Below are 20,947 nucleotides of genomic sequence, written 5' to 3'. Positions count from 1 at the left end.
CATCGGTCATACGGCCAGACCCGGCATGGTCCCGCTGCACTGGATGAAAACGGTCATCAATTGCCGGCAATCTGCTGAATCCGGGCGCAGCGCACGGACTTTCACGCGCTGCCGCCATGAGCATCAGGTCACAGCCGGGCCGGGGGGATCCGCTGAAAGGGAGAGACGCGATGCGCAGCACCGCAACAGGAAGTACCGTTCTGGCCCTGCTCCTTGGGGTGGCGACCGTACCGGCGCAGGCCGCCGATGTGTACGGCGTCGCCTTCGTGCACGGCACCGGCGCGCAGACCAATGCCACGCAGGACTACTGGCAGCCGGCGATCATCGACACCGTCCGCCAGGGCCTGCCGAACAGCAGCAACTACGTGGTCATCAACTGCGACTTCACCCAGTACATGTGGAAGCCGGAAGCGGCCGGCTGCCTGGCCAACCAGCTCACCGGCTTCATCGACAGCCGGGGCATCACCCAGCTGGTGGTGATCACCCATTCCAACGGCGGCAACGTGATGCGCTGGATCCTGTCCAACCCCACCTACGACAGCCGCTACCCGAAGATCATCAACCGGCTGCGCAAGGTCACTGCGCTGGCGCCCTCCTCGGCAGGTACGCCGCTGGCCGACGCCGTACTCAACGGCAACACCTTCGAGACCTCGCTGGGCTGGCTGCTGGGCTACAAGAACGATGCCGTGCGCATGCAGCAGGTGGGGCACATGGCCACCTACAACGCGCAGAACCTGTACGGCACCGCCGGCCGCCCGGCCCTGCCCAGGCCGTTCCGCGCAGTGGTCGGCAGCGATGTCGAATCGGCGGTGTGGGACAGCAACAGCTACTGCGGCGGCTACTCCGCCAATGTCGGCCTGGAGTTCACCCAGAACTGGCTGTCGTCGTGCTCGGACGGTTTCCTGGAGTGCAGCAGCCAGAAGGCGGCCGGCACCCTGTGGTTCACCGACAAGGCGCGCACCCAGGGCGCCGAGCCGCTCAGCCACAACCAGAGCCGCCGTGAGTGCTTCGGCCTCGGCGGCATCCTGCGCAACGACCTGACCCAGTGAGGGAGATGACCATGACGATCCATTCCACCTTGCTGGCTGCCGCCGTGCTGGCGGTCCTTTCCACTGCATCGGCGCAGGCTGCGCAGCCGCTGCGTGTTGCCGCTGGCGACCAGATTCCCGCCGGCCTGGTTGCCGCGCCGCTGCCGGCCGATGAAAGCGAGCGCGCGTCGCTGGCCTTCGCCTGGGCACTGGATCCGGCACAGCCACTGCAGGCTCCCGGTCCCCAGGCCGCCATCAGCCGCAGTTACTGGCAGCAGGTCGACGCTGCCGAACTGCAGCGCGGCCTGGAACTGCCCCTGAGCGCACCGGATGCGGTGATCCAGCTCAGCCCGGCAGCGGGCGCCCGCGCGCTGCCGGCAAGCTCGCTGCAGGTACGTGATCCGGCGGGGCGCAGCAGCGTCGCGCGCAGCGTCGATGCACGCCAGCTGCAGGATGCGGGCATGCCGGTCGGCGATGGCAGCAGCATGCTGCGCACCGGTACCACCAGCGCGGCCGGTGTTTACCGCCTGCAGAGCGCGCAGGCGCAGGGCCGCTATGTGGTGCAGGTGCTGGAGCCCAACAGCCCGCTGCGGCTGGAAGTGCAGGCCAGCCAGACGCAGGTGCTGGCCGGTGGCAACGTGCAGCTGCAGGCGCGTCTGCTGGAAGACGGTGCCAGCGCGGCGACGTTGCGCGCGCGGCGTGGCAGCCTCGGCGGTGAAGCGTTGCTGGTTGCACCTGATGGCCGCAGCTGGCCGCAGCGCCTGCTGCGCACCACCGATGGCAGCCTGCGTGCCCAGGTGAGGATTCCGGCCGAGGCCAGCAATGCGCAGGGCCTGTGGGAACTGCAGGTGTTTGCCCAGGCCGACGGCGTGCTGCGCGATGGCAAGGTCGCCTTCGCCGTGGCGCGGCCAACTGCACGCTTCACCGGCCAAGCCGTCCCCGACCCGGCCAGCCGCCAGGTCAGCCTGCCGCTGCAGGTTGCTGCCGCCGGCCGCTACGAGGCGCGCGGCACCCTGTATGCCACCGCAGCCAACGGCCAGTTGCAGCCGGTGGCGCAGGCGCATGCCGCAGCGTGGTTCGATGGCCCGGGCCGTGGCGCGCTGGTGCTGCCCTTCGACCAGGCCGCGTTGCCCGCCGGGTTCGGCGCGCCGTATGAACTGCGCGACCTGCAGCTGCAGGACCAGAGCCGTATGGCCCCGATCGAGGCGCGCGCGCTGGCGCTGCGGTTCTGAAGCAGGGCGTGGCGGGCCGGATGTCCGGCCCGCCACAGACGCGGTGTCACCCCGCGTACGCGGTCAGCCGTCCTTCCTGTTCCACCACCGTGATCGCGCCACCGAACACCGCAGACAGGGGCGCATCGCGCAGCAGTTCTGCCCGTGGACCATCGGCCAGCACCCGACCGTCGCGCAGCAGCACCACCCGCTCGATCTCGGGAATCACTTCCTCGATGTGGTGGGTGACCAGCACCAGGGTGATGCCTTGCTGCGCAAGCACGCGCATGGTGGCGATCAACTGCTGGCGGGCCACCAGGTCCAGCCCGGTGGAGGGTTCATCCAGCAGCAGTGCCTGCGGCCGGTTGACCAGCGCGCGGGCGATCAGCACGCGGCGGGTCTCACCGGCCGACAACTCGGCGTAGGCACGTTCGCGCAGGCCCGACGCACCGGTCATCGCCAGCGTCTCGCCCACCCGCATGCGCATATCGGCGGTGACTTCGCGGAAGGCCGGCACCACGTAGCTGGCGAAGAACCCCGACAGCACCGCCTGCTCCACCGTCAGTCCCGGCATGTCGGCCAGGTTGCTGCTGAGGTCGCCGGTGACGATGCCCAGCTGCGAACGCAGCCGGTCGACCTGCCAACGGTTCTGCCCCAGCACCTTCACCGCCACCGTGCCATCGGCCTGCGCCAACGGATACAACTCGCGGGTGATCAGCTTGATGAAGGTGGACTTGCCACAGCCATTGGGGCCGAGCAGGGCGGTGTGCTGGCCCTGTGCGATGCGCAGGCTCAGCCCGTGCAGGACCTTCACCTGGCCGCGCATCACGCTGGCGCGGTCCAGTTCGATCAAGGGTGGCAGGTCCCCGGCGGACGGGGCTGCGGCGCGGGTGCGCGGATCAAGGCTCGACAACACGGGTCCCCAACTGTGAACGAAGCCACGGAATGGCACTGCCAATCCAGCGGTGCAAGGTGCAGTTTGCAACGCAAGCGCCCATGATGTCTTCCATACCTGTGTCGCTCTGGAGAGTCGCCATGCCTGATGCCTTGATGTCCCTGCTGACCGGTGGCGTACTGGGCCTGGGCTGGTGGCAGCTGGCCCTGGTGCTGCTGGTCTTCACCCAGCTCACGATCTTCTCGGTCACCCTCTATCTGCACCGCAGCCAGGCGCACCGGGGCGTGGACTTCCATCCGGTGGTCGCGCACTTCTTCCGCTTCTGGACCTGGCTGACCACCTCGATGATCACCAAGGAGTGGGTGGCGATCCATCGCAAGCACCACGCCAAGGTGGAAACCGAGGACGACCCGCACAGCCCGGTTACCCGTGGCATCGGCCAGGTGTTCTGGCGCGGCGTCGAGCTGTACCGCGAAGCACGCGGCATGCGTGAGGACATCGAACAGTACGGCCGGGGTACCCCGGATGACGCGATCGAGCGCCGCCTGTACACCCCGTACGCCACGTTCGGCCCGGTGCTGCTGTTTGCCATCAACACGGTGCTGTTCGGCCTGCCGGGCGTCGCCCTGTGGGCGATCCAGATGGCGTGGATCCCGTTCTGGGCCGCCGGCGTGGTCAATGGCCTGGGCCACTGGTGGGGCTATCGCAACTACGAGTCGGCCGACACCTCCACCAACCTGACGCCGTGGGCGTTCTGGATTGGTGGCGAGGAACTGCACAACAACCACCATGCGTTCCCCAGCTCGGCGCGCTTTGCGATGCGGCGCTGGGAATTCGACATCGGCTGGAGTGCGATCCGCCTGCTGCAGGCATTGCGCCTGGCCAAGGTCCTGCGTGTTGCGCCGGCCATGGACGTGCGCCCGAACATCGCCGTGCCCGACGCCGACACCCTGAAAGCACTGTTGTCGCATCGCTTCCAGGCGATGACCGACTACCAGCGCAACGTGTTCATGCCGGCATTGCGCGAGGAAGCACGACAGGCAGGGGCCAAGCTGCGCCGGTTGCTGCCGCGCCGGCTGCGCCGTGGCCTGGTCAACGACGGCCGCTGGTTGAAGCCGGACAGCCGCGCGCAGCTCAGCGCATGGGTCGCCCAGCGCCCGCGCATCCGCACCTTGGTGGAATATCGCGCACGCCTGGCGACGCTGCTGGAAGCACGCGGCCACGATGCCGCCGAGCGCCTGCGTCAACTGCAGGCCTGGTGCCGCGAGGCCGAGGAAAGCGGCATCGCCGCGCTGCAGGCCTATGCGGCGCGACTGAAGGGCTACACCCTGGTGGGCGGATGAGGGCTGCGCTGACGGCATTGCTGCTGGCCGCCGTTTTCGCACCTGCCGTGCAGGCCCAGGTCAGCGACACCGCCAGCTATCTGCAGCGCATGGACAGCGATGGCGACGGCAAGGTCAGTGAAGCTGAGTACGTACAGTGGATGCTGTACGCCTTCGATCGCATGGACCGCAACGGCGATGGCGTGCTGATCGCCGACGAGCTGCCCGGTGGCAAGGGCAGGGCCATCACCCGCGAACAGCAGCGGCAGGTGATCGTGCAGCGCTTCCACAAGCAGGACGCCAACGGTGACGGCTTCCTGGATGCACGGGAACTGGCTGCACCGCCGCGCTGAGCGGGCATAGAATCGTCCCATGCCCGAACTACCCGAAGTAGAAACCACCCGCCGTGGCCTGGCGCCCCACCTGCAGGGTCGCCGCGTGCACGGGGTGATCCTGCGCCGTGCCGACCTGCGTTGGCCGATCCCGCCGGAAGTGGCCGAGCTGCTGCCCGGCCAGCGCATCGAAGACGTGCGCCGCCGCGCCAAGTACCTGCTGCTGGATACCGCCATCGGCAGCGCCGTGCTGCACCTGGGCATGTCCGGCAGCCTGCGCGTGCTGCCCGGCGACACTCCGTTGCGCGCGCATGACCATGTGGACATCAGCCTGGACAACGGCCGCCTGCTGCGCTTCAACGACCCGCGCCGCTTCGGCAGCCTGCTCTGGCAGCCGGCCGGCGAGATCCACCCGCTGCTGCGGGGACTGGGCCCGGAGCCGCTGGACGACGCCTTCGACGGCGACTACCTGTTTGCCCGCAGCCGCGGCCGCAGCGCGCCGGTGAAGACCTTCCTGATGGACCAGGCGGTGGTGGTCGGGGTGGGCAACATCTACGCCGCCGAGAGCCTGTACAAGGCGGGGATCAGCCCGCTGCGCGAGGCCGGCAAGGTCACCCGCGAGCGCTATCGGCGGCTGGCCACGGCAGTGAAGGAAACGCTGGACTACGCCATCACCCGCGGTGGCACCACCCTGCGCGATTTCATCAGCCCCGACGGCGCGCCGGGCTACTTCGAGCAGGAGCTGCTGGTCTATGGCCGCGATGGCCTGCCGTGCCCCGGCTGCGGCCGCCCGCTCAAGCACGCCATGATCGGCCAGCGGGCAAGCGTGTGGTGCAGTCGCTGCCAGCGCTGAACGTCTTCATGCGCTGCACACGTGCAGCGCTATAGTCCAGCCGACATCCGCTGCGGGGGAGCGTTGGCGATGGACGAAGGCCCGGATATCACCGTCTGGCTGGATGCTGCGCGCGGTGGCGACCGCGCCGCGCTCGACCGTGTGCTGACCACCCTGTACCAGGAACTGCACAGCATGGCCCGGCGGCAGCTGGCCGGGCAGCAGGGACGCACCCTGGATGCGACCTCGCTGGTCCACGAGTCCTACCTGAAACTGCTGGGCAGCCGCGGTGCGGCGCGCTTCGAGGACCGTGCCCACTTCTTCGCCTATGCGGCGTCGGCGATGCGCAGCGTGGTCGTCGATTACGCGCGCAACCGGCTGGCGCGCAAGCGCGGTGGCGACCTCAAGCGGGTGGCCGAGATTCCCGAGAACAGCAGCAGCGGCGTGCGCCTGGACGAGGATCTGCTGGCCCTCGATGTTGCATTGGAACGCCTGCAGGCCGTCGATGCGCACCTGGCCAAGGTGGTGGAGCTGCGCTACTTCGCCGGCTTGTCCGAGCTGGAGATTGCCGAACTGAGCCAGCGCTCGGAGCGCAGCATCCGCCGCGACTGGCAGAAAGCGCGGCTGTTCCTGCTGGCCGCGATGCGCAGCGACTGACATCTGGCCGAACCCAACGATGGACGCCGCCCGCTGGCAGCAATTGTCGTCCTGGCTGGACCAGCTGCTGGAGCTGGCGCCGGCCGCTCGCCAGCTGCGCCTGCAGCGCGTGAGCGCGCAGGACCCGACGCTGGGCCGCGAACTGGAACACCTGCTGCAGCAGGAGGCCGACAGCCACGAGTTCATGGCCCAGCCCTTGTGGACCGCTACACCGCCAGGCCGCGCCGGAAGCGAGGTCGGGCCGTATCGGCTGCTGCATCCGCTCGGCGAAGGCGGCATGGGCGAAGTCTGGCTGGCCGAGCGCTGCGATGGCCTGTACCAGCGCCAGGTGGCACTGAAGCTGCTGCGCAGTGGCGTGGCCGATCCGGGCCTGCGCCAGCGCTTCGGCCGCGAGCGGCAGATCCTGGCCCGCCTGCAGCACCCGCACCTGGCACAGCTGCTGGACGCCGGGGTGGACCAGCATGGGCAGCCCTACCTGGCACTGGATTACGTGGAAGGCGAGCCGATCAGCGACTACTGCCGGCGCTTGCAACCGCCCCTGGAAACGCGTCTGCAGCTGATGCTGCAGGTCTGCGCGGTGGTCAGCCATGCGCATGCGAACCTGGTGGTGCACCGCGACCTGAAGCCCTCCAACATCCTGGTACGCGCCGATGGCACGGTGAAACTGCTCGACTTCGGCATCGCCAAGCTGCTCGACCACGACGACCCGAACGCGGCCCATCCGGCTACCGAAATCCGCGCGTTCACCCTGCACTACGCCGCGCCGGAGCAGGTGCGTGGCGAGGCGGTGACGACCCTGACCGATGTCTATTCGCTGGGCGTGGTGCTGTTCGAGGTGGTCACCGGGCACAAGCCCTATCGCCTGCGCCGGCACAGCGATGCGGAATGGGAGCGCTCGATCCTGGATGTGCAGGCACCGCGTGCCTCGGCGCTGCTGCAACGGCTGGCCGCCGAGCCGGGGGCTCCGAGACGGGCGCTGCTGCGGCAGGCCAAGCGACTGCGTGGCGATCTGGACGTGCTGCTGGAAAAGGCACTGCAGAAAGACCCGCAGCAGCGCTACAGCTCGGCCGAAGCACTGGCCGGCGACCTGCGCCGCTACCTGCAGGGGCAGCCGATCCAGGCGCGTCCGCCGGGCGTGGGTTACCGGGTGCGAAAGTACGTGGGCCGCCATCGCTGGGGCGTGGCGCTGGCCGGGCTGGCCGCGCTGGCCCTGCTGGGGACCACGTCCTTCGCCCTGTGGCAGTTGCGCCAGGCGCGGGTGGAAATGGCGCGTGCGCAGGCCATGCAGGATTTCACTGTTGGCCTGTTCGACAAGGCGGCCAGCCAGCGCCACGGCCATTTCGACGTGCCGCAGTTGCTGGCCACCGGCCAGCAACGGGGCGAAGCCGAACTGGCTGACCAGCCGCTGGCGCTGGCCGAGCTTCAAGGGGTGATCGGCCGCCTGCGCATCGGCCTGGGCGACTACCAGCTGGCGTTGCAGACCCTGGACCAGCAGCGCCAGCTGCTGCAGGACGTGGGCGAGGTGCCGCCGGCGCTGCAGATCGAGGCGGTGACCCAGCGGGGGCGTGCACTGCGCATGCTCGGCCGAGGGCGCGAGTGCCTGGCGCACCTGCAGCCGCTGCAACCGCTGGCGGCCAGCCAGGCGGCGGCATTGCCGGCGGCGGTGGCCGAGTTCCACAGCCAGCTTGGGCGTTGCCAGGCCCAACTGGGTGACGCCGATGCGGCGCGACGTTCGTTCCAGCAGGCGCTGGCGCTGCGCTACCAGGGGATGGTCGAGCGCTTCGGGCGTGCTGAGTCACTGGCCGATCTGGCCGCCCTGGACGCCACCGCCGGACGCCTGCCGGCCGCGCTGGCGGGGTACCGGCAGGCGCTGGCCCTGCTCGGCCAACGCGCCGACGCCAGCAGCCCGCAGGTGATCAGCCTGCATCGCCAGCTGGGCGATGTGCTGGCCCGGCAGGGCGACACGCAGGCGGCAGCGGCCGAGCTGGAGCTGGCCTGGCAGGCCGCACAGGACGCGTGGGGACCGCGCCACCCGGAGGCACTGGTGGTCCGCCGCGCACGCGCGCTGCTGGCCCTGCAGCGCGGCCAGCACGCGCTGGCCGGCCAGGAACTGCGGCAGGTGCAGGCACAGCTGCTCGGCGCCCTGGGCCCGGACCATCGCGAGATCGGCTACGGCGAGTTCGCGCTGGGGAAGTGGGCCAGCGCCAGCGGCGACCCCTCGGCAGCAGCAGCGCACTATGCCCGCGCGGTGGCGATCTGGCGGCAACCGGATCACGTCGCCCTGCTGCCGCAGGCGCTGCTGGCACAGGGGCAGGTCCTGCAGCAGGCCGGCCAGATCGCGCAGGCCCGCACCGTGCTGGCCGAGGCACGGCAGCTGCTGCTGGCCCAGCGCGGTCCGCAGGCACCGGCCCTGCACGAGCTTGATGCCCGCCTTGCGGCATTGGCGCAGGCTGAACAGGGTATCGAGTCCACCGCTGCCCGTTAACGTTTGTCTGCCTATGATGGCCGACCTTCCCTTTGCTCCCGCGCCTGCATGCAACGACGCGACTTCATCCGCAATGCCTCCCTGGCCCTGGCCGCCTTCGGCCTGCCGTCACTGCCGGCCTGCGCGGCCAGCAAGAGTGGCCAGCTTGGACTGCGCCGGCTTGGCCAGCCGCAGCCGTTCGATTTCGCCACCCTGAAGGGCCAGGCGCGCGCGCTGGCACAGGCGCCCTACCAGAGCCACAAGCGGGTGCTGCCGGGCAAGCTGGAGGCGCTGGACTGGGATCAGTACCAGTCGATCGGCTACCGCCAGGACCACGCCCTGTGGGCCGACCAGCCGGGCAAGTTCCAGGCCAAGTTCTTCCACCTAGGTCTGTACTTCCATTCGCCCGTGCGCATGTACGACGTGGTCGACGGCAAGGCGCAGGAACTGGCCTATGACGGTGCCGCGTTCAACTACGGCAAGAGCGGCTTGAAGAATGGTGAGCTGCCGGCCGATCTCGGCTTTGCCGGGTTCCGGCTGAACACGCGCAAGGACACCGACCGCGATTTCGCCGCGTTCCTGGGTGCCAGCTACTTCCGCGCAGTGGGCAAGGAAGGCCAGTACGGCCAGTCCGCGCGTGGCCTGGCCATCGACACCGGCATGGGCAAGCCGGAGGAATTCCCCGACTTCATCGCCTATTACCTGGAACAGCCTGCGGCCGACTCGGACACCATCATCGTCTATGCGCTGCTGGATTCGCCCAGCGTGGCCGGTGCCTACCGCTTCGCCGTCACCAACGGCGACGTGCTGCTGATGGACATCGACAGCGCGCTGTACCCGCGCAAGACCATCGAGCGGCTGGGCATCGCCCCGTGCACCAGCATGTACCAGGTAGGCGAGAACGACCGCCGCATGGGTTGGGACTGGCGCCCGGAGATCCACGATACCGATGGCCTGTCGCTGTGGACCGGCGCCGGTGAATGGATCTGGCGGCCGCTGGTGAACCCGCGCAACCTGCGCTTCAACATGTTCGTCGACCGCAATCCGCGTGGCTTCGGCCTGCTGCAGCGTGACCGCAATTTCGACCATTACCAGGACGACGGCGTGTTCTACGAGAAGCGACCGTGCCTGTGGGTGGAGCCGAAGGGCGACTGGGGCGAGGGCTCGGTGCAGCTGGTGGAGATTCCCACCGTCGATGAAACCTTCGACAACATCGTGGCCTTCTGGAACCCGAAGGAAAAGCCGCAGCCGGGCCAGGAACTGCTGGTCGGCTACCGGCTGTACTGGGGCGCGCAGCCGCCGGCGCATACGCCGCTGGCCCATTGCGTTGCCAGCCGCACCGGCCTGGGCGGGGTGATCGGCAAGAAGCGCGAGTACTTCTCGTGGCGCTTTGCGGTCGACTTCGAAGGCGGCGAACTGGCCAGCCTGATCGACAAGGCCGACGTCGAAGCCGTTGTCGAAACCAGCCGTGGCCGGGTGGAGATCGTCTCGGCGCGGCCGTTGCGCGAGATCAAGGGTTACCGCGCGATGTTCGACCTGGTGCCGCCGGAGGGCAGCAGCGAGCAGATCGACATCCGCCTGTACCTGCGTAGTGGTGGCAAGACCCTTACCGAAACCTGGCTGTACCAGTACAGCCCGCCGCCGGCTGGTGCACCGGAGCGCACGCTGTACTAAGAGGGGTGCTGGTTTGCAGGGCTTGCAGCCCTGCACCTGCTGACGTCAACGTCAACGTCAACGTCAAAAGCGGGCATTCCGTGGGATGGCGGGGTGGGTCCGGTGGCGGCAGACGCCGTAAACCCGTCCATGGGGGCTTGGCCGCGGCATNNATGCCGCGGACACTCCCGCNACCGGACCCANCCCGCCTTCGACAGATTTNNGCGATCTGTCGGTGCTGGTGCGGTTGGTGGGTGTCGACCCTGGTCGACACGGTAGATCCACGCCATGCGTGGATGCTCTTCGATCAATTGTCGAAATATTCGAACTCCAACTCGAACTCGATGGAGATTCATCCACGCATGGCGTGGATCCATCGGATCGCGAGAATCTGTCAGAGGTGGGGCGGTGTCGCAGTGCGGGGTGTCAGCCGCATGGATGCGGCTGCCAAGCCTACAGGGACGTACTTGCGGCGTCCCCGCACTCCGGCACCGCCCCGCCACCCCACGGAATGCCAGCTGTTGCTGTTGCTCCGGCCGTTGCTTCGGCGGGTGCAGGGCGCAGCCCTGCCGAAAAACACACATAAAAAAACAGCAGGCCGAGGCCTGCTGTTTCGGTGTAATGGTGCGCCCGGAGAGATTCGAACTCCCGACCGCCTGGTTCGTAGCCAGGTACTCTATCCAACTGAGCTACGGGCGCCCTGCGACAGGAGCGGAATTATGCGGATGTCGGCGCGAGTCGTCAACGCTTTTGTGAAAATTTTCACCCAACTGAATGAAAAACGCCTCTGCGACAGCCTCCGGGTGTTTCATCCACGCGAAGTGATCGGCCTGCTTACCCAGGTCCTGCGCAGAAAGCACGCGTAATCCCGAGGCGACATTCGGCAGTTTCGCCAGCAGCGCCTGCATTGATCCGCTCGGCGCCAGCCAATCGTCTTCCATCAGCACCGCCTGCGCACTGCCATGCACGCGTTTCATCTGCGCATCCAGGTCCTCGTCCATGCCTGCGGCGGCGTAGTGATTGCTCAGCCCTACGCGTGCCCAGTCGGCGATCAGTCCGCGTGCTTCGGTGCCGCCGAAACCGAGCCGGCGCCCGTGCAGCACGCCCTGGCGTCGCGCGATCCACGGCAGGAAGCGATAGATCAGTGGCAGCAGCCAACCACGTGGTGGCGGGAACGTGCGCCAGAACGGTGTGCCGCTGGCGGCCAGCCACAATCGATCGAACGCCTGTGGCTGGCGTCCGGCGTGCACGCAGGCCAGCTGCCCGCCCAGGCTGTGGCCACCGATGATCCATGGCAGTACCTCCTGCGCGTCATCGGCATCGGCGAGCAGGGCCTGGCTGGCCGGCAGATCGTGGTCGAGAATTTGCCGGTAGCCCCAATCCTGGCTGCGCGACGGTCGCAGCGAACTGCTGCCATTGCCACGCCATTCGTGCAGGTAGACCGCCACGCCCTTGGCTGCAAGTGCCTGCGCCAGCGGCAGGTAGTGGCGCGCGGCCACGCCCAGCGCCGGCAGCCACAACAGCCGTGCCAGCGGCTGTGCGGGCACGCAGGCGATCACGTCGAAACGGTGGCCATCGCCGCTGTTCACGGTGAGCGCGCGTGGTGAATCGCTCATGCGTGGGGCGCCGCGCCGAAGTGGTCCAGTACCAGCACCTCGCTGCGGCCGGGCGCATAGCCCTGCTGCAATCCGCGCGCCACGTAGTCGATGCCGGCTTCGCAGGCATTGGCCAGGCTCAGCCCGTTGCAGAGCTGCGCGGCGATGGCCGAGGCCAGCGTGCAGCCGGTGCCATGCGCATCCAGTGGCAGGCGGGCATGGATGAAGTCTTCGTTGCTGACGCCATCGAAGTAACGGTCGACCACGCGGTTGCCTTCGTGCAGGTGCCCCCCCTTCAACAGCACTGCACCGGCGCCCAGATCAAGGAGCGAGGCGGCGGCCCGCTCTGCGTCGTTGCCATTGGCGATGCTGCGGCCCACTAGCAGCTCCGCTTCCGGCGCATTGGGGGTGATCAGGGTGGCCAGTGGCAGCAGCCGTTGGCGCATTGCCTGCAGCGCGCTGTCCTCCAGCAGGCGCGCACCGCTGGTGGCCACCATCACCGGGTCGAGCACCACGTGCGGTGGTCGATGGCGTTCCAGTGCATCGGCCACCGCGTGGATCACCTCGGCGTTGGCCAGCATGCCCAGCTTCACCGCGTGGATGTCGAAGTCGTCGAAGCAGGCTTCGATCTGCGCGCGCAGGAAGTCGATCGGTGGCACGTGCACGGCGCGGACGCCGCGGGTGTTCTGCGCGGTCAGTGCGGCGATCACCGACAGCCCATGCACGCGATGCGCGGCGAAGGCCTTCAGGTCGGCCTGGATGCCGGCGCCGCCGCCGGAGTCGGAGCCGGCGATGGTCAGGGCGGAAACAGGGGTGGTCGGGCTCATGCAGCGATTGTGCCGTGCTGCCTTGCCAGGGGGTAGTGCCGGCCGGGCTGCGCCCGCCACCGGCACAAGCCGGGGCAACAGCAACAGCGGCTCTGGATTTCTGCGGGGGAGGCGGGGCGGTGTCGGATTGCGGGGACGCCGCAAGTACGTCCTTGTAGGCTTGGCCGCGCCATCCATGCCGCGGACACCCCGCAATCCGACACCGCCCCGCCTTCGATAGCTTCCTGGTGACGGTCAGCAGATCCACGCCATGCGTGGATATCGCAGAAATGATCGGATGGACAACGTAGATCCACGCCATGCGTGGATGACGCCATGCTCAACGCCGCCAGCGCGCCCACTGCTGGTAGGACACATAGCCCAGCCCGGTGAGGCCGGTCAGCAGGGCAGGGGCCAGCAGGGCGTCGTACTGCCAGCGCACGAACAGCCAGGCGCCGATCACGCCGCCAGCAAGGAAGCCGCTGATGATCAGGCCGCTCAGGGTCAGGCGTCGTACCTGCAGCGGCAGTCCGCGCAGCAGGTGGCCCAGGCCGATGCCGAGATCGGTGAACATGCCGCTGAGATGGGTGGTGCGCACGACGGCACCACTGAAGGTGGTGGCCATCGCATTCTGCAGTCCGCAGGCCATCGCGGCCGCCAATGCGCCCCATATCTGATGCTGCTTGAACAGCGGAATGGCCGCCAGCAGCAACAGCGATTCCAATGCCAGCGCCACGCCGTAGCGCCGGCCGAGCTGCAATGCGCTGTCCTGGATCAGCAGTCCGCTGACCATCGCGCCCAGCGAAAACGCGATCAGCAGCCCCCACAGATGGCCGACCGCGCGCCAGTCACCCTGCGCCAGTGCCATGCCAAGCTGGCTGGTGCTGCCGGTCATGTGGCTGACCGCCTGGTGTTCAAAACCGAGGAAGCCAACCACATTGACCATGCCGGCCACGCACGACAGGGCGACCGCGCCGATCCAGACCCAGGTGGGCAGGCGGATTCCCATGGCAGGCCCCTCAGGGCCCGCCGAAGCCGCCGTTGAACTGCAGCTCGCTGAAGGTCCCGCTGGCCGGGTCGAAGACCGCACCCCAGAACTGCGCGCCGCCATCGCAGACCCGCACCGCCTCGCGGGCGGGCCGCAGGCTGTTGTCTTCAGGCAGATGGAACGCGTTGATGTAGATCACCTGCTTTCCGTCCAGCTCGATGCCGACGTACTGGCGATCGAAATCCAGCACGTGCGGCACCTGCGCTTCCAGCGATGCCAGCTTCGCTTCCAGCTGGTCCACCTGCTGCCGGCTCGGTGCCCAGTAGCCGCTGACCCGCCCGGCCTCGCGGCCGGGACTGGGGCGCGAGCAGGTGTCGAGCACCTGCGCGGCGATGATCGGGCGGGTGACCACCCAGGACTGGCCACTGCGTTGTGTGGTCGGCACGCTGGCCGGTCCCTGCGTGGTCGCGCAGGCACCGAGCAGCGTGGCAATGGCGACCGCCAGCGATGGCAGCAGCAGACGGGGGCAGCGGTTCACAACACCTCCGAGGCGTAATCGGCCAGCCGCGAGCGTTCACCGCGACGCAGCGTGATGTGCGCGCTGTGCGGCCAGTTCTTGAAGCGGTCCACGGCGTAGGTCAGGCCCGACGTGGTTTCGGTCAGGTACGGGGTGTCGATCTGTTCGACATTGCCCAGGCAGACGATCTTGGTGCCGGGGCCGGCACGGGTGATCAGCGTCTTCATCTGCTTGGGAGTCAGGTTCTGTGCCTCGTCCAGGATCAGGTAACGCGACAGGAACGTACGTCCGCGCATGAAGTTCATCGAGCGGATCTTGATGCGGCTGGCGAGCAGGTCGTTGGTGGCCTGGCGGCCCCAGGTGCCGCCTTCCTGGTTGTGCGTCAGCACTTCCAGGTTGTCGGTCAGCGCGCCCATCCACGGCGTCATCTTCTCTTCCTCGGTACCGGGCAGGAAGCCGATGTCCTCGCCGACGCTGACCGTGGCGCGGGTCATGATGATCTCGCGGTAGCGCTGCTGGTCCATCGTCTGCGCCAGGCCGGCGGCCAGTGCCAGCAGGGTCTTGCCGGTGCCGGCGGTACCGAGCAGGGTGACGAAGTCGATCTCCGGATCCATCAGTGCGTTGAGTGCGAAGTTCTGCTCGCGGTTGCGCGCGCTGATGCCCCACACGGCATGGCTGCCGTGGCGGAAGTCATCGACCAGCGACAACACCACCTTGCCATCGCCGACGATCCTGCTGACGCGCAGCTCGACTTCGTCTTCGCCCGGCAGGTACACGTACTGGTTCGGGTACCACTCTTCGCCGTCCTGGGCGAGGATTTCGTAGTGCGTGCGACCCTTGTCGCTCCAGCTGCGCAGATCCTCGCCGTGGCGCTTCCAGAAGTCTTCCGGCAGCTCGGTGGCGCCGGTGTAGAGCAGGCTGAAATCGTCCAGCGCGCGGTCGTTCTCGTAGTCTTCCGAGACGATGCCGGCGATGGCCGCCTTGATGCGCAGGTTGATGTCCTTGGAGACGAACACCACCGGGATCTCCGGCGTTTCTTCCTTCAGCGCCAGGATCGCGCCGAGGATGGCGTTGTCCGGGATGACCTTGCCAAAGCTCTTGCCCGCGTCGAAATGGCTGGTCTGGAAGCGCAGCAGGCCCACGCTCTGCTTGCCGCGCAGCTGCAGGCCCTGCGGCCGCTGCAGCGGAATGCCCTCGGCCAGGTTGTCCAGGCCCGAAGCCTGCACCAGCTCGTTGAGGAAGCGACTGACCTGGCGCGCATTGCGGCTCGCTTCGGTCGTGCCCTTCTTGCCGTTGTCCAGCTCCTCGATCACCTGCATGGGCAGGTAGACATCGTGCTCCTCGAATTTGAACAGCGCGGTGGGATCGTGCATCAGCACGTTGGTATCCAGCACGTAGATGCGCTTGCCTCGGGTCATCATCGGTTCCTGGTTACGGACAGGGAAAAACCACCACGACCTGCTGCAGGGCAGGGTGGTGGCGGACAAAGTGGGCGATGGGACTCACTTGGACTGATTGGCCTTCAGTTCGGCGAGGACGGCGTCGGCATGGCCGGCGACCTTGACCTTGCGCCATGACTGCACGATGCGGCTGTCGGGGGAAATCAGGAAGGTGCTGCGCTCGATGCCACGTACCTGCTTGCCGTACATGTTCTTCATCTTGATCACGTCGAAGGCGCTGCACAGCGCTTCGTCGGCATCACTGACCAACGGGAACGCGAAGCCCTGCTTGGCACAGAAGTTGTCGTGGGACTTCACCGAGTCGCGGGAGACGCCAAGCACGACCGCGCCCGCTTTCCTGAAGTCGGGCAGCAGTGCGTTGAAGTCGATGCCCTCGGTGGTGCAGCCCGGGGTGCTGTCCTTGGGGTAGAAGTACAACACCAGCCACTGGCCGGCGTAATCGCCGAGGGTGGCTTGGGCGCCGCCGGACAGCGCCAGCGGCAGGGAAAGGGTGGTGCTGTCCAGGGTATCGCCGTTGTTCATGAGGTCCTTCTGTCGAGCCTGGGTTCTTTCTACGACAATTGCATGAAACGCCACGCGCCCGTGAGGAGCGCGCGAAGAATCAGGGTTTCAATCAGAACTTCATCGGGTCCATGATCGCGTCCAGGTTCAAGTGGTCGCAGAACTCGAGGAAATCATCGCGCAGGGCGGCGATATGCATGTTGGCCGGCACGCCGATGGTGACCTGTGCGCTGAACATTTCCGCACCGGTCTGCATGGCGCGGTAGCGCGTGCTCTGCAGGGTCTCGATGGTGATGCCCTGGCGGTCGAAGAAGTCGGCCAGCTGGAACAGGATGCCCGGCTTGTCGGCGGCGATCACCTCGACGATGTACGGCAGCAGGTTGGACTGCGCCTGCTTGGCTTCGGTGCGATACCACACCAGCTTCAGGCCCTCCTCGCGCTCGAGCCGGGTCAGCATCGCTTCCAGCTTGGCGACCGAATCCCAGGAGCCGGTGGCCAGCGCGGTCACCGAGACATCGCGGCCCACGGTGGCCAGGCGTGCATCCACCAGATTGCACCCGCTGTCGGCGATGCGACGGGTGACGGACAACAGGGGGGACTCCGGATGCGTCGTATAGGCGTTGATCAGGAGGTGGTTTTCGCTCGGCGCTGGGCGCGGGGTGGTGTCGGTCAAGGCGATTCCGGGTAATGCATGCGTTAGTCTGAATGCCCGCCAGAGGCGGGGATCCACCGGTGTCCAGCATACTTGCCCGTGCTTTCGCGCCGCAAGTAACATTCAGAACGCCCGCGCCCTTCCGTGGCGGACGTTTTCCCTCCCCAGCCAAGAGCAGCACGTCCTTGTCCCTTTCCGGCCTCATCACCGCGCTGGCGACCCCCTTCCGGGCCGACGGCGCACTCGACCCCGACGGTTGGCAGCGCCTGCTGCACCTGCAGCTGGAGGGCGGCGTCCAAGGCGTTGTCGTTGCCGGCTCCACCGGCGAGGCAGCCACCCTTTCCGATGCGGAGTACGACCAGCTGCTGGCCAGCGCGGTCGAACGCATCGCCGGCCGCGTTCCGGTCCTGGCCGGTACCGGCCTGTCCGGCACTGCCAAAACCATCGAACAGACCCGCCGTGCTGCCGCGCTTGGCGCCACCCACGCGCTGGTGGTCACCCCGCCGTACGTGCGGCCGACCCAGGCTGGCCTGATCGCGCATTACCGCGCGGTCGCCGACCAGGCCGGAGTGCCGGTGGTGCTGTACAACGTGCCCGGCCGCACCGGCTGCGACATGCTGCCGGAGACCGTGGCCGAGCTCGCCAGCCATCCGAACATCGTCGGCATCAAGGAAGCGGTGGGCGATACCGGCCGCGTGCGGGCACTGCTTGACCTGCGCAGCCCGACCTTTGCCGTGCTCACCGGCGATGACGGCACGGCCGCACGTTCGATCCAGGCCGGCATGGACGGTCTGATCTCGGTCGGTTCCAACGTGCTGCCCGGCGCCTACCGCCGGATGTGCGACCTGGCCGCTGCCCGCGACCATGAAGCCGTTGAATCCTGGGACGCGCGCCTGCAGCCGTTCCATGACTTCTGCGGTGTCGAATCCAACCCGATTCCGGTCAAGGCGCTGTTGCGTCGGATCGGCATCGGTCACGATCTGCGCCTGCCGCTGCTGCCGCTTTCGGCCGCACACGCGCCTGCCGCCGACCATCTCGCCGGCGATATCGCCGCCCTCGAAGCCCTTTCCAGCCACTGACCTTCCGTCTTGGTCTGATCCAGGAGATTCACATGCGCCAATCCGTTTCCGCCGTCCGCGTGCTGTCCTTCGCGCTCCTTGCCGTGGCCACCGCAGCCGGCACCACCGGTTGCTTCAAGCGTGGCGTCAAGGGCGACTACGCTCTGGCCCCGGAAGTGCGTCCGCTGGAAGTGCCGCCGGACCTGAACCTGCCGGCAGGCGCCGGCAACAACCAGGTGCCGACCCTGAGCTCGGCGACCAAGCCGGCCACCCCGGCCGCCGCCACCCCCGCGGTCAGCGCCACCGGGTTCACCATTGCCGGCAGCAAGGATGAAGCCTTCGCCAAGGTCGGTACCGCGCTGGAAGGCGTGGAAGGCCTGACCATCGCTACCCGCGCGCAGCTGCTGGGTTCGTACGACGTGGCTTATGAAGGCAGCAACTTCCTGGTCCGCGTGGTCGCCGTCGACGCCGGTGCCTACATCTCCGCGGTCGACCCGCGTGGCCTGCCGGCCACCGCCGAAGCCCCGGTGAAGCTGATTGCCGCGCTGAAGGCCAAGCTGGCCCCGTAATGGCCGGTTGGGCGGGTGCGGATCCTGCTGGTTCGCACCTGCCGTGGTGGACGCCGACCCTGGTCGGCGCCTTTGTGCCAACCAAGGTTGGCAGCTACCAGGGCCAGAACGGAAAAGGGCGCCTTGGGCGCCCTTTTCATTGCTGCTGGTCCGTACTTGCCGTGGTGGACGCCGATCCTGGTCGGCGCCTTGGTGCCAACCAGGGTTGGCAGCTACCAGGGCCATGGTGCCTGCGCCTCAGCGCTCCAGCAGCTTCAGCTTGTCCGGCTTGCCATCCCACTCACCGGCGTCGGCCGGCGGGTCCTTGCGCACGGTCAGCACCGGCCAATCCTTCGCCAGTTCTGCATTGAGGGCGACGAAACCTTCCTGGCCCGCGGGAACATCGTCTTCCGGGAAGATCGCGTTGACCGGGCACTCGGGCTCGCAGAGGGTGCAGTCAATGCACTCGTCCGGGTCGATCACCAGGAAGTTCGGGCCTTCGTGGAAGCAATCCACGGGACACACTTCCACGCAATCGGTGTGTTTGCACTTGATGCAGTTTTCGGTGACGACAAATGGCATGGGTAGAGGGCGAATCGCTTTCTGAACCTGCCAATTCTAGAACAGGTTGGCCCCCGGTGTCGGTTGCCGTGTGAAAGTGGGGCGGATGGGTGGCCCGAGGGCCTATTTGGCGGCATGCCCGCCCTGTGCGACGCTGCCAGGGCCGCCGGCCCGCTTCGGTCGGCCCCCTTCCTTGCAGGATCCTTCATGTCGCCAGTCCAGCCCGGTGCCGCCTCCAACGGCGGTGAGAACACAGCCTTCATCGTCCTGATCAGTTGCGCCGCCACCCTCGGCGGGTTCCTGTTCGGCTTCGATAGTGGCGTCATCAATGGCACCGTCGATGGCCTGCGCCAGGCCTTCAACTCCAGCGAGGCCGCGCTCGGCTTCGAGGTCGCCTCGATGCTGCTGGGGTGCGCGATCGGCGCGTTCGTGGCCGGTTGGCTTGGCGATCGGCTGGGGCGCCGTGGTGTGCTGATCGTGGCGGCCGTGATGTTCCTGGTGTCGGCGCTGGGCGCCGGCGCTGCACATGCCTCCTGGTTGTTCGTCTGCGCACGCGTGCTCGGTGGATTCGCCGTCGGTGCGGCCAGCGTGATGTCGCCGGCCTACATCGCCGAAGTCGCCTCTGCGCGCTATCGCGGCCGGCTGGCGACCGTGCAGCAGATGGCGATCATCTGCGGCCTGTTCGCCGCGTTCCTCAGCAACTATCTGCTGGCCCGGGCGGCGGGTGCGTCGACCGAGCCGCTCTGGCTGGGGCGGGAAGCCTGGCGCTGGATGTTCTGGATGCAGGCACTGCCGTCGCTGCTGTTCCTGCTGTTGTTGCTGGTGATCCCGGAAAGCCCGCGCTTCCTGGTGATGAAGGGCCGGCAGGCGCAGGCGAGGGCGGTACTTGGCCGGTTGTACGGCGAACGTGCCGCGGTGAACAAGCAGGCCGAGATCGAAGCAAGCCTTGCCCAGGACCAGCACAAGCCGCGATTCGGCGACCTGCTCAACAAGGCCACCGGCAAGTTGCGCCCCATCGTCTGGGTCGGCATCGGCCTGGCGATGTTCCAGCAGCTGGTCGGCATCAATGTGGTGTTCTATTACGGCGCGGTGCTGTGGCAGGCGGTGGGTTTCTCGGAAAGCGATGCACTGCTGATCAACGTCCTGTCCGGTGCGCTGAGCATCGGCGCCTGTCTGCTGACGGTGGTGCTGATCGATCGCATCGGCCGCAAGCCGCTGCTGTGGGTCGGTTCGGTCGGCATGTCGGTGGCCCTGGTGCTGATGGTGGTGGCCTTCGCCAGCGGCAGCCTGGCCGAGGGGCGCCTGCAGCTGTCCGACGGCATGGGCCGGCTGGCGCTGGTAGCGGCCAACGTCTATGTGGTGTTCTTCAACATGTCGTGGGGCCCGGTGATGTGGGTGATGCTGGGCGAGATGTTCCCGAACCAGATCCGCGGCCCGGCGTTGGCCGTGGCGGGTGCGGCGCAGTGGACCTCGAATTTCGCGATCACCGTGACCTTCCCGATGCTGCTGGCCGGCATCGGCCTGGCCGGTGCGTACGGCATCTACACCGTCGCCGCGATCTTCTCGATCATCTTCGTCATCCGCTACGTGCGCGAGACCAAGGGCAAGGAACTGGAGCAGATGGAAGGCTGACGTGTGCCTGGCTTCGGTTGCATTTCGTCGGCGCCTGATTGTCCACGGTGTGAGGGGGCAGGCCGCCCTCTCCAGGACACGCAAAAGCCCATCCATGGTGCTCGATGGCGCCATCCATGGCGCCAACGGTCCTGCCCTGGGTGACCCCGCCGGCTCTGGACGGTTTCCCGCGCGCTGCAGCAACAGCCGACCAGCGCTTCAGTGCATCCGCTGGCACCGTGAAACTGTCAGGAGG

20 protein-coding genes and 1 tRNA gene are annotated in these 20,947 nt (G+C 67.6%); 11 read left to right on the top strand and 10 right to left on the bottom strand.

Annotated features, from left to right (window positions below; genetic code table 11):
* The first annotated feature begins 170 nt into the window (after window positions 1-170).
* Both TEP_RS19330 and TEP_RS19325 read left to right on the top strand, forming a co-directional pair.
* On the top strand, window positions 171-1,049 hold the full coding sequence (locus TEP_RS19330) for a hypothetical protein (RefSeq protein WP_132826361.1): 879 nt from the start codon (window positions 171-173) through the stop codon (window positions 1,047-1,049).
* A gap of 11 nt (window positions 1,050-1,060) precedes the next feature.
* Window positions 1,061-2,260, top strand: coding sequence for a DUF4785 domain-containing protein (locus TEP_RS19325; protein WP_132826360.1), 1,200 nt, complete (start codon window positions 1,061-1,063; stop codon window positions 2,258-2,260).
* A gap of 46 nt (window positions 2,261-2,306) precedes the next feature.
* Here TEP_RS19325 and TEP_RS19320 read toward each other — a convergent pair whose 3' ends face one another.
* Window positions 2,307-3,065, bottom strand: a complete 759-nt coding sequence (locus TEP_RS19320) for an ATP-binding cassette domain-containing protein (protein ID WP_240790767.1) — start codon at window positions 3,063-3,065, stop codon at window positions 2,307-2,309.
* 209 nt (window positions 3,066-3,274) lie between these two features.
* Between TEP_RS19320 and TEP_RS19315 the strand changes: the two genes are divergently transcribed.
* The 6 genes from TEP_RS19315 to TEP_RS19290 all read left to right on the top strand — a co-directional run bounded on the left by TEP_RS19315 (window position 3,275) and on the right by TEP_RS19290 (window position 10,415).
* Window positions 3,275-4,477 (top strand): fatty acid desaturase, encoded by a 1,203-nt coding sequence (locus TEP_RS19315; RefSeq protein WP_132826359.1) that lies wholly within the window; start codon window positions 3,275-3,277, stop codon window positions 4,475-4,477.
* On the top strand, window positions 4,474-4,809 hold the full coding sequence (locus TEP_RS19310) for a hypothetical protein (protein ID WP_132826358.1): 336 nt from the start codon (window positions 4,474-4,476) through the stop codon (window positions 4,807-4,809). The genes TEP_RS19315 and TEP_RS19310 overlap by 4 nt, the downstream gene beginning before the upstream one ends.
* Before the next feature lie 19 nt (window positions 4,810-4,828).
* Entirely contained in the window at window positions 4,829-5,641 is an 813-nt protein-coding gene (gene mutM, locus TEP_RS19305; protein WP_132826357.1) for a bifunctional DNA-formamidopyrimidine glycosylase/DNA-(apurinic or apyrimidinic site) lyase, read from the top strand.
* 69 nt (window positions 5,642-5,710) lie between these two features.
* The gene (locus TEP_RS19300; protein ID WP_025875449.1) at window positions 5,711-6,277 is read left to right on the top strand and encodes an ECF-type sigma factor; all 567 of its coding nucleotides are present in this window, start codon (window positions 5,711-5,713) and stop codon (window positions 6,275-6,277) included.
* Between the two features lie 19 nt (window positions 6,278-6,296).
* A complete protein-coding gene (locus tag TEP_RS19295) occupies window positions 6,297-8,762 on the top strand; it encodes a serine/threonine-protein kinase (RefSeq protein ID WP_132826356.1) in 2,466 nt (821 codons plus the stop codon).
* Window positions 8,763-8,810: 48 nt separating this feature from the next.
* Entirely contained in the window at window positions 8,811-10,415 is a 1,605-nt protein-coding gene (locus TEP_RS19290) for a glucan biosynthesis protein D (RefSeq protein ID WP_132826355.1), read from the top strand.
* Window positions 10,416-11,016: 601 nt separating this feature from the next.
* Here TEP_RS19290 and TEP_RS19280 read toward each other — a convergent pair.
* From TEP_RS19280 to TEP_RS19245, 8 genes are all read right to left on the bottom strand, one after another.
* Window positions 11,017-11,093: transfer RNA gene (locus TEP_RS19280), tRNA-Arg, on the bottom strand.
* Window positions 11,084-12,010, bottom strand: a complete 927-nt coding sequence (locus TEP_RS19275; RefSeq protein ID WP_132826353.1) for an alpha/beta fold hydrolase — start codon at window positions 12,008-12,010, stop codon at window positions 11,084-11,086. The genes TEP_RS19280 and TEP_RS19275 overlap by 10 nt, the downstream gene beginning before the upstream one ends.
* The gene (thiD, locus tag TEP_RS19270) at window positions 12,007-12,816 is read right to left on the bottom strand and encodes a bifunctional hydroxymethylpyrimidine kinase/phosphomethylpyrimidine kinase (protein WP_132826352.1); all 810 of its coding nucleotides are present in this window, start codon (window positions 12,814-12,816) and stop codon (window positions 12,007-12,009) included. Before thiD ends, TEP_RS19275 begins: the two co-directional genes overlap by 4 nt.
* Window positions 12,817-13,135: 319 nt before the next feature.
* The gene (locus TEP_RS19265; protein ID WP_059063786.1) at window positions 13,136-13,804 is read right to left on the bottom strand and encodes a YoaK family protein; all 669 of its coding nucleotides are present in this window, start codon (window positions 13,802-13,804) and stop codon (window positions 13,136-13,138) included.
* Between the two features lie 10 nt (window positions 13,805-13,814).
* Entirely contained in the window at window positions 13,815-14,321 is a 507-nt protein-coding gene (locus TEP_RS19260; protein ID WP_132826351.1) for a hypothetical protein, read from the bottom strand.
* A complete protein-coding gene (locus TEP_RS19255) occupies window positions 14,318-15,718 on the bottom strand; it encodes a PhoH family protein (RefSeq protein WP_025879446.1) in 1,401 nt (466 codons plus the stop codon). The genes TEP_RS19260 and TEP_RS19255 overlap by 4 nt, the downstream gene beginning before the upstream one ends.
* Window positions 15,719-15,802: 84 nt before the next feature.
* Window positions 15,803-16,282 (bottom strand): peroxiredoxin, encoded by a 480-nt coding sequence (locus TEP_RS19250; protein ID WP_032977901.1) that lies wholly within the window; start codon window positions 16,280-16,282, stop codon window positions 15,803-15,805.
* A gap of 91 nt (window positions 16,283-16,373) precedes the next feature.
* Window positions 16,374-16,934 (bottom strand): glycine cleavage system protein R, encoded by a 561-nt coding sequence (locus tag TEP_RS19245; RefSeq protein WP_025879444.1) that lies wholly within the window; start codon window positions 16,932-16,934, stop codon window positions 16,374-16,376.
* A 164-nt stretch (window positions 16,935-17,098) separates the two neighbouring features.
* On the opposite strand from TEP_RS19245, the gene dapA reads away from it, so the two are divergent.
* A complete protein-coding gene (dapA, locus tag TEP_RS19240) occupies window positions 17,099-17,992 on the top strand; it encodes a 4-hydroxy-tetrahydrodipicolinate synthase (protein ID WP_025879443.1) in 894 nt (297 codons plus the stop codon).
* Between the two features lie 32 nt (window positions 17,993-18,024).
* Entirely contained in the window at window positions 18,025-18,540 is a 516-nt protein-coding gene (locus TEP_RS19235; protein ID WP_105163848.1) for a hypothetical protein, read from the top strand.
* 237 nt (window positions 18,541-18,777) lie between these two features.
* On the opposite strand, the gene fdxA is transcribed toward TEP_RS19235, so the two are convergent.
* Window positions 18,778-19,101, bottom strand: a complete 324-nt coding sequence (fdxA, locus tag TEP_RS19230; RefSeq protein ID WP_132826350.1) for a ferredoxin FdxA — start codon at window positions 19,099-19,101, stop codon at window positions 18,778-18,780.
* 186 nt (window positions 19,102-19,287) lie between these two features.
* Between fdxA and TEP_RS19225 the strand changes: the two genes are divergently transcribed.
* On the top strand, window positions 19,288-20,712 hold the full coding sequence (locus TEP_RS19225; RefSeq protein WP_132826349.1) for a sugar porter family MFS transporter: 1,425 nt from the start codon (window positions 19,288-19,290) through the stop codon (window positions 20,710-20,712).
* The last annotated feature ends 235 nt before the right edge of the window (window positions 20,713-20,947 follow it).

It is taken from the genome of Stenotrophomonas sp. TEPEL (assembly GCF_004348785.1).
In the GTDB taxonomy this organism is placed as follows: domain Bacteria; phylum Pseudomonadota; class Gammaproteobacteria; order Xanthomonadales; family Xanthomonadaceae; genus Stenotrophomonas; species Stenotrophomonas indicatrix.
The sequence above is the reverse complement of the archived record's forward strand: the minus strand, read 5'-3'. Positions and strand labels throughout refer to the sequence as shown.